This is a genomic window from Maritalea porphyrae (assembly GCF_027213965.1).
Lineage (GTDB): Bacteria > Pseudomonadota > Alphaproteobacteria > Rhizobiales > Devosiaceae > Maritalea > Maritalea porphyrae_A.
In genome coordinates this window covers 1-249 of the sequence record NZ_JAPWGX010000066.1, presented here as the reverse complement: position 1 = coordinate 249, position 249 = coordinate 1, and the positions used below count along the sequence as shown (strand labels likewise).

Annotated in this window: 1 protein-coding gene; it reads left to right on the top strand. The window is 45.4% G+C overall.

Annotation, left to right across the window (positions count from 1 at the left end; all coding sequences use genetic code 11):
- Nucleotides 1-249 (top strand): hypothetical protein (locus tag O4H47_RS18035; RefSeq protein WP_269395405.1); only part of this gene is annotated, 249 nt, incomplete at both ends.

Here is a 249-nt window from a genome sequence, read left to right as displayed (position 1 = left end):
GCCAGACGCTGTTTTCAGCAATAGTGATCACTTACAAACTTCCACCGCCATCTGCGCGCAATTTTTTGGTCTACCAGCCATAGATTGGTCTGTCACGTTAAAGGCCAAAAACAAACACTTAACTCGACAAGTGTTAAATGAAAAATCCTTACCCAACACACAAAGCTGTTTGCTGCATCGCCATTCGAATGTGGCATTAGGCATGGCCTTCCCTGTCGTAGCAAAACCCAATGAAGGCGTGGCAAGTTT